We start from the raw sequence: 7,718 nt of genomic DNA on the forward strand, positions 1-7,718 counted from the left end.
ATATTGTTAAGTATTTATAAGACTGAACTTCTTTTTTTAATCTTGATTCAAAAAGAGAGGTCAGTCTTATTTTTTATTGTGGTTTATTAATGGTATCAAGATATAATTAAATATAACATCATTTTAGAGAGGAGAGTAATAAATGAAGAAAATAGTTGTAGTATTAGTCTTAGTTACGGTTATAGGTCTTACATATTCAGATTTAGCTTTAGCAAATGGCACACATACACCACCCGGTTTAGAAAGAACAGGGGGAGTACCGCCTGGCTTAGAAAAGAAGGGAGGCTTACCACCTGGTCAAGCCAAGAAGGTAGAAGATGAAAATAAATTAGACGAACTGGCAAAAAAAGATCCAATATTAGGAGCTAGTAGATCTTTATTCTTACCTGGCTTAGGTCAATATTATGTAGGAGATCAAGAAGGGGCACAAAAATTTATTGCTCTTGAGGTAGTTGGAGCAGGATTACTATTTATTTTTAGCGATTCTGAGAGTGCTAATAAGTTAATAGGTGCAGGGATGATAGGATTGAGAATAGTTTCCGCTGTAGATGCTTATGAGCAAGTACTATCTTACAATCAAAGGATTGCTGATAGATATAGTTTGGAGCTAAAAGAAGATGGTGCTAGGTTATATTTAGGTTATGATTTTTGATTTGAACAAACTATAACTAAAGTGATAGTATCTAAACCAATAGAACCAAGTGATTAAGTTTTTATATTAGTATACATACTGCCTGTAAGGGTTTTAAATCAACTCCATTCTTTATATATAGACCACCAGCTCCAGTTGATTCTAATAACCTTTTATGACCTGCGAAGGAAAATTTGTTAAATTTTCCTAAAAAATAGTGTTATCGTTGGCCCTTAAAATATATTTTTGCAGGGGAAAATACATTTAAGAAGAATATAGTAAGTGAAAGTGGTAATATTTGTTATTTAATTTAGTATATATATATAGTGGAAACTGATAAATTTTAGGATTAAGAAGATAATAATTACAGAAGGGGGAATAATAATGAGCAACAGATATGAAGATGAAAGTTGGCAAGAAAGAATGAGGATCAAACTGGATATTAATAATATGTTCACTGAAAATCTAGGGGATGAACATGGATATACGCAGGAAGATATCAATAATATGCAACTTCAAGCTAATGATGCTCATCAAGCAATATTAGCAGCAAAAAATGAAGGAAGATTAGGGTTTATGGAATTGCCTGAAACACATCAAGAGATTGCAGCTGAAATCAAAGAATTTGCTCAAAATAATCGCCAAAAGTATGATAATTTTGTAGTATTAGGAATTGGGGGTTCTGCTTTAGGTAATATTGCTTTGCAGACTGCCTTAAATCATCCTTATTATAATTTAAGTGATCAACCCAGGGATGGTTATCCTAGATTATTTGTTCCTGATAATGTTGATCCTGTTCGTTTGAAGGGTTTATTAGAAACTTTAGATTTAGAAAAGACTATCTTTAATGTTATTTCTAAGTCGGGTGGAACTGCTGAAACGATGAGTCAATTCTTAACTGCTCGTAATTTGGTTGTTGAAGAATTGGGAGCAGAAGCAGTTGCTGACCACTTTATTGCTACGACTAGTAAGGAGTCTGGAAATTTAATTAAGATTGCTAAAGAAGAAGGAATGAAGACTTATTATATTCCTGATAATGTAGGAGGGCGTTTTTCTGTTTTAAGTCCAGTTGGATTAGTATCTGCAGCATTTACTGGGGTTGATATTGAAGAATTATTAGCAGGAGCAAGGTATATGGCTCAGCTGTGTGATACGGAAGATTTATGGGCCAACCCTGCTTATTTGAATGCGACTTTACATTATTTAGCCGACCAAGATGGCAAGTCAATGTCTGTAATGATGCCTTATTCTCATGCACTGAAGGATATAGCTGATTGGTATCGACAGCTCTGGGCTGAATCCTTAGGTAAAAAGGTTGATCGGGATGGGGAGGTTGTTCATGTTGGCCCGACTCCGATTAAAGCATTAGGTGCTACTGATCAACATTCCCAAGCTCAATTATATATAGAAGGACCTTTTGATAAGGTAGTTACATTTTTAGAGGTCAAGGAGTTCAAAGAAGAATTAGAGATCGGATCAGGATATGATGAGATTGCTGGTGTTTCTTATTTAGGAGGAACTACCTTTAACCAATTGATTACTACTGAAAAGAAGGCGACTGAATTAGCTTTAACTAAGAATAATCGTTTGAATTGTACGATTGTTTTTCCTGAAGTAAATGAATTTACTATGGGACAATTTATCTACATGTATGAATTACAGACTGCTTTTGCTGGGGAGTTGTATAATATTGATGCTTTTAATCAACCAGGAGTTGAGCTAGGGAAGGAATATACCTATGGAGTATTGGGTAGAGAAGGATTTTCTGAGATGAAAGATGAGTTTGATGCTCGACCTAGTAAGGATGGAAATTTAATCATCTGATTTATTTAATTGGCCCTCTTAGAGGGCCTTTTTTAATGAGATGAAATTTCCCTTTTCGAGTCTTGGGAAGACTCTTCATGGTCATTTCATTTCATAAAAGATCATTTGAAATAAAATTTCCCTAATCTTTCTAAGAGGATTTGATTTTTTAATTACAGAACTGTTAAAGAAGGTAAGGGTTATTTTAAGTAGCTAGAAATATTTTTAAAAATTTAACATAAGATTTAATTAAGGAAATTTAATTTAGAGAGGGAGGCAAGGTAACAATTATTTTGTTAAGATTTAGTTTAGTACTACTTTTTCTGTTTAGCTTAGGGTTGTTTGGAAGGAAAGAGGTTCCATTTACGTCTTTATTGGGAAAGGAAGTAAAAGGTAAGTGGCAAAAGAATGGTTATGATTCTAATTTGATCTTTAAAATTTTAACAGAACCAGATAATAATTTGGAATTACCTAAATATCATCAAAAAGCACCTGTAAATTTAAATGTTGATTATGGAAAGTATTATTTAATCTATGCTGCTTTGGGCGAATATAATGTCTGTAATTATGATATAAAAATTGATAAGATTATTAAACAAAGAGATAAAGTAATTGTGAGGGTTAAGACAGTTAGTTGTACCTCTGAATGTATAGGTTTAGAATTGATTAATCTACCTTATGATCTAGTAAAAGTTCCTAAAGAAGAATTAATTGAAGGTGAAGAAGAATTAAAATTCAAATTTATTGATCAAGATAATAATTTATTAACTATTAAGAGCTTGAAATTAAACTAATTTAAATAGTTGAAAGGGGAAGAACAGTGGTAATTAAGTATAAAGCACTCATTATAATATTTGTAGTAGCAGTAGTATTAATATCAGTTCAGGTTGAAGCACAAGGAATAAATCTATTGGTCAATGGAGAAAAGGCAGATGTCAATTTAAGAATCGTTAATGGTAGGACAATGGTAACGCTTGATTTTGTCAGTAGTTATTTTGGAGCTGAGGTAGAATGGGAAGCAGGGTCAACATCAGGAAAAATCATTCATCCTTATAAATTAATTAAGCTAGAAGTTGGTAGTAAAATAGCTTTAGTCAATTCTGAACCTATTCCCTTGGGTGAGAATGTTAGGTCAATAGATGGACAAGTTATGCTACCATTAAGGTTTTTGACAGGGATCTATGGTGGGAATTTGGCATGGCAAGAAAGTAGTAGATCGATTTATTATCAAGTTAATCAAATTAAAAATGTTGAAGTTAATGAGGAAGATAATAAATTTCAACTGATTATTGATTCAGATTATATTTCTAATTATGATTTACAGTTATATCATCAGCCAAGCAGGTTGGTTTTGGATATGTATGATGTTAGTTTTAAAGAGTTAAAAGAAACAATCAATGTAGGAAGTGAGGTAGTAAATAGGGTTCGGTTTAGTCAATTTGATTTTGCTCCTGTAATTACTAGAATTGTAGTTGATATTGGAAATATGAGTAGTTATAATATAAAAGAAGAGGGTTCTAAGTTGATTTTGGAGGTAGAAGCTAAAGAACAAGTGATAGCTTCCTCAATTATTAGCACTAATTATAATCAATCTAATGAATTACAATTGCAAAATAGGCGAGTTGTAATCGATCCTGGTCATGGTGGGCGTGATCCTGGGGCAATAGGTGTTACAGGATTAAAAGAGAAAGAAGTCGCCCTTGATATATCTACGAGAGTTGATGATTTATTATATCAAGCAGGAATCAATACTTTAATGACAAGAAGGGATGACTCTTTTGTTTCATTAGCTCGGCGAGCTGAGATAGCTAATAGGTTTAATGCTGACCTATTTGTCAGTATTCATTCTAATGCTAGTTATAATTCATGGGCCAATGGACTTGAAACTTATGCTCATTGGAATGCTAGTCAAGATAATTGGGCCTTAGCTTGGTATGTGCAAGATGAAATTTTGCAAAGAACAAATTTTACTGATCATGGCTTAAAAGCTGCTAACTTTGCAGTTTTAAGGAGAACAAATTTACCAGCTATCTTAGTAGAAGCTGGATTTTTATCAAATCCTAATGATGAAGAGATGTTAAGAGAGCCCCAGTTTAGGCAACAGGTTGCCGAGGGGATTGTAGCGGGAATCAAAAGATATTTTGAGCAATAAAATTGATTATTTAAAAAATCTAGTAGATTTTTGTCGTTAGGAATTAATTTTTTGCAATTTATCAAATAACTTGGAAATTTAAAGAGGATTTTATTTAATGAGAAAGAATATTAAATATAAGAATAAGATAAAGGTTAAGTAAGTGTAGAAAATTGTCTAGTTTAGGAGGCAAATAAGATGCCAAAAAAATTATCAATAGTTGTATTACTGATATTAATTTCTCTTATTTCATTGCAAGTAAATGCTACAGAAGAGATTAGTCTGGAAGTCAATGGGGATATTGTGACCGATGATTTAGATTATAAATTATTAGATGAAGATATATTAATCCCATTACATAATCTAACGGATAATTTACCAATTAATGTCAGGTGGTTCAGTGCGATAGAGACATTACAATTAGAAACTGAAGATAGGATTGTTAAATTAAGGATAGGTGATCCTAATTTGCAAGTTAGTCAGCAGATGCTTCAGATTCCTGTAGCAGCTAAATTAATTGATGACCAACCGATGGTGCCTCTTAATGCTCTAGGTGATATTTTAGGTTTGGTAATTGATGTTGAACCTAATAATAGAATAGTTAAAATATCTGAAACTAGAGCAGAATTAGAAGCAATAGATTATATAAAGACTGATGATTATGAAGGAGTAAGGATAACAACTAGTGAGCCGATAAATTATCAGCTTGATTTGGTTCGAGAGCCATATCGGATAGCTTTAGATCTGGAAAGAACTGCTCTTAATCGTGATTTAGATAAATTAGACTTAGAGAGTAGTCAGTTGGTTAAGGATGTTAGGACTTCCCAATTTGATGCTAGGACAACACGGGTTGTATTAGATCTATTTGCTAATGTTGATTATCAACTTAAGGAGCTAGGAAGTGATGATAAGTATAATTATTTATTGCAGGTTAGCTCGATTATTAAAGACATAAGTCATAGTGAACGGGGTTTGAAAATAGATGCGACGCGACCTTTAGGAGTTAGCTCAGTAAGTTATTTATCAAATCCACAACGAGCTGTAATTGATATTAAGAATGCTGCCTTAGCAAAAAGTCAAACTTTAGAAGTTGACGATCCATTGATTGAGAAGGTTAGAATGAGTCAATATCAGACTGAGCCTCACAATGTAGTTAGAGTTGTGCTAGATTTAAAGGATAATACTAAGGTTAACTTAGCTCATCAGGATGAATCATTACTAGTTAAATCAATTAAATCTGAATTAGAAGAGATAGATTATGATGATGCTCAGGGACAATTATTATCTTTTGAATTAACTGAGAGGGTAGAGCCAGAGGTGATGGCTTTAGCAGAGGGTAATAGACTTGTTTTTGATTTTCCTGATACTAGTAAAAAGGTGATTGAAGAGCAGATAGATATTGATAGTGAATTAGTTAAAGGGGTACGTACTTCTCAATTTAGTGATGATATAACCAGGATAGTTGTTGATCTTAAGGAGCTTGTCCCTCATGAGTTGGATTGGGAAGGGAATACCTTACAAGTTAGATTAATGAATCGCTTGTTAGGAGTAGGAACTGGCTCTGAAGGCTTAAAGACCGAGTTAGGATTATCTCTATTGACTTCGACAGAGTATGAGGTTTATAAGTTATATGATCCATATCGTCTAGTAGTTGATTTAGAAAATACGGTAGTGGATAAAGAACAGCTTACTATTTCTGAAAAATTAGGGCTGGTTAAGGATGTTAGGGTAAGTCAGTTCTCTACTGATCCTAAGCGGGTCAGGGTTGTCTTTGATTTAGATAGTGATGTGGTATTTGAATTAGAATCTGATGAAATAACTAAAGATATTGATATTAAATTGAATAGATTTAATCTTAAAGATAGAATTATAGTTGTTGATGCTGGTCATGGAGGTTATGATCCTGGAGCAATAAGTCCTTCAGGTTTACGGGAGAAGGATGTAGCATTAGATATTTCTTTAACCTTAGAAGAGTTATTAAAGAATGCAGGGGCCAAGGTAATTATGACAAGAAGAGATGATTACTTTGTTGACCTAACGGAAAGAAGTGAAATTGCTAATAGCTTAGATGCTGATCTATTGATCAGTGTTCATGCTAACTCTCATACTGATCAACGACAGTTAGGAACAGAGACCTATATTGCTCGTGATGCTGATGAACAAGAATTTTTATTAGCTGAGTATATTCAACAAAATAAGATTGAAAGATTAGATACACGTGATCGAGGGGTTAAAAAGAATAATCTATACGTGCTAAGGAATACTGAAATTCCAGCAGTTTTAAGTGAGGTAGCTTTCTTAAGTAATCCAGAAGAGGAAAAGTTACTGAAAAAAAGCAGTTTTAAGCAGAAAGCGGCTATAGCATTATATAAGGGAATCAGTCAATATTTTGAGTTGTTACTAGAGGAGGAATTCTAATGAGTGCTTCTAAGGCTAGAAACTTACTGATAGTAGGTGTGATTGGTGTGGTTATAGCTTTGATTTTGATCTATCCTCGTTTGTTTGCTACAATGGAGGTTGAGCTTTATTTTAGTGATGCTCAGGCCCAATTGTTAGTAGTAGAAACACGAGAAGTAAGAAGGAATAATTTATATCAAAATACAGTTGAGGAATTGATTAAAGGACCACAATCAGAAGAACTAGGAGTTACAATCCCTCCTGAAGCAGAAGTGATTGATTTAGAAGTAGAAGATAAATTAGCCATAGTAGATTTTAGTCAAGGGTTAGTTGAGCAACATTGGGGTGGTACAACTGGGGAGATATTAACTGTTTATTCGATTGTTACTACGTTGGCCCAATTTGATGAGATAGAGCAGGTACAGATCTTGCTTGAAGGAGAAGAGGTAAAAACATTAAGTGGACATTTGAAGTTGGAGCAACCTTTAGAATTTGATCCTCATTTAATAGAATAAGAATAATTTCTTTGGCGAGACTTATTGTCTCGCTTTTAATTTGTTTAATTTAAAATAAGTTTGCTAGGTTGCATATAATATAACTAATAACTGAATCATATACGTTAACTTAAGTTAAATCTTGTTAAATTACAGACTATAATTGTAATAAAGTTACAATTATGTGTCAGTGTCCGTAATCCGGAGTGCCAAGCTAAGCTTATGTTTGTCCAGTTGGTGAAAGTCCAACCTATTTAATTAC

6 protein-coding genes are annotated in these 7,718 nt (G+C 33.2%); all 6 read left to right on the forward strand.

Features of this window, described 5'->3' with window-relative positions; genetic code table 11:
* Nucleotides 1–142 precede the first annotated feature (142 nt).
* The 6 genes from MWH25_RS07795 to MWH25_RS07820 all read left to right on the forward strand — a co-directional run bounded on the left by MWH25_RS07795 (nucleotide 143) and on the right by MWH25_RS07820 (nucleotide 7,477).
* Entirely contained in the window at nucleotides 143–652 is a 510-nt protein-coding gene (locus MWH25_RS07795; RefSeq protein WP_248627089.1) for a hypothetical protein, read from the forward strand.
* A 363-nt stretch (nucleotides 653–1,015) separates the two neighbouring features.
* Nucleotides 1,016–2,455, forward strand: a complete 1,440-nt coding sequence (locus tag MWH25_RS07800) for a glucose-6-phosphate isomerase (protein ID WP_248627090.1) — start codon at nucleotides 1,016–1,018, stop codon at nucleotides 2,453–2,455.
* A gap of 353 nt (nucleotides 2,456–2,808) precedes the next feature.
* Nucleotides 2,809–3,228 carry a protease complex subunit PrcB family protein gene (locus MWH25_RS07805; protein WP_248627091.1) on the forward strand — a complete coding sequence of 140 codons (420 nt, stop codon included), beginning with the start codon at nucleotides 2,809–2,811 and terminating at the stop codon, nucleotides 3,226–3,228.
* A 26-nt stretch (nucleotides 3,229–3,254) separates the two neighbouring features.
* On the forward strand, nucleotides 3,255–4,586 hold the full coding sequence (locus MWH25_RS13030; protein WP_248627092.1) for an N-acetylmuramoyl-L-alanine amidase family protein: 1,332 nt from the start codon (nucleotides 3,255–3,257) through the stop codon (nucleotides 4,584–4,586).
* A gap of 177 nt (nucleotides 4,587–4,763) precedes the next feature.
* Nucleotides 4,764–6,983 carry an N-acetylmuramoyl-L-alanine amidase family protein gene (locus MWH25_RS07815; protein ID WP_248627093.1) on the forward strand — a complete coding sequence of 740 codons (2,220 nt, stop codon included), beginning with the start codon at nucleotides 4,764–4,766 and terminating at the stop codon, nucleotides 6,981–6,983.
* On the forward strand, nucleotides 6,983–7,477 hold the full coding sequence (locus MWH25_RS07820) for a GerMN domain-containing protein (protein WP_248627094.1): 495 nt from the start codon (nucleotides 6,983–6,985) through the stop codon (nucleotides 7,475–7,477). Before MWH25_RS07815 ends, MWH25_RS07820 begins: the two co-directional genes overlap by 1 nt.
* Nucleotides 7,478–7,718: the final 241 nt, after the last annotated feature.

The sequence above is a fragment of the Natroniella acetigena genome, from assembly GCF_023227745.1.
In the GTDB taxonomy this organism is placed as follows: domain Bacteria; phylum Bacillota; class Halanaerobiia; order Halobacteroidales; family Halobacteroidaceae; genus Natroniella; species Natroniella acetigena.

Excerpts from the sequence above, each read along its gene's own strand:
- MWH25_RS07795 (WP_248627089.1), top strand. The coding sequence starts at position 143 with ATGAAGAAAATAGTTGTAGTATTAGTCTTAGTTACGGTTATAGGTCTT.
- MWH25_RS07800 (WP_248627090.1), top strand. The coding sequence starts at position 1,016 with ATGAGCAACAGATATGAAGATGAAAGTTGGCAAGAAAGAATGAGGATC.
- MWH25_RS07820 (WP_248627094.1), top strand. The coding sequence starts at position 6,983 with ATGAGTGCTTCTAAGGCTAGAAACTTACTGATAGTAGGTGTGATTGGT.
- MWH25_RS07815 (WP_248627093.1), top strand. The coding sequence starts at position 4,764 with ATGCCAAAAAAATTATCAATAGTTGTATTACTGATATTAATTTCTCTT.